This window comes from Microbacterium sp. DT81.1 (assembly GCF_049844955.1).
Classification (GTDB): Bacteria; Actinomycetota; Actinomycetes; order Actinomycetales; family Microbacteriaceae; genus Microbacterium.
This window is the reverse complement of sequence record NZ_JBNCMA010000039.1, coordinates 1-253: the sequence shown is the minus strand read 5'-3', so window position 1 is coordinate 253 and position 253 is coordinate 1. Positions and strand designations below refer to the sequence as shown.

Below are 253 nucleotides of genomic sequence, written 5' to 3'. Positions count from 1 at the left end.
CCGCGGCGGTACCGGCACCTATCGCGCCCGAGCCCACATCGACCGACACCCCTGCGGAAGACCCCGAGCTGGTGTCGCTGCGTCGCCGGCTGCTGATCAGTACCGCGTTGGCTGTGCCGGTCGCGCTGATGTCGATGATCCCGCTGCTGCAGTTCACGTACTGGCAGTGGCTGGCCTTGACGCTGACCGCCCCGGTGGCGGTGTGGGGGGCGTGGCCGTTCCACCGGGCCGCGTTCGTGAACGCCCGTCACGG

Annotated in this window: 1 pseudogene; it reads left to right on the top strand. The window is 70.8% G+C overall.

From position 1 onward, the window contains the following. A pseudogene (locus tag ACLQ2Q_RS22250) lies at positions 1-253 on the top strand (heavy metal translocating P-type ATPase); the annotation flags it as partial.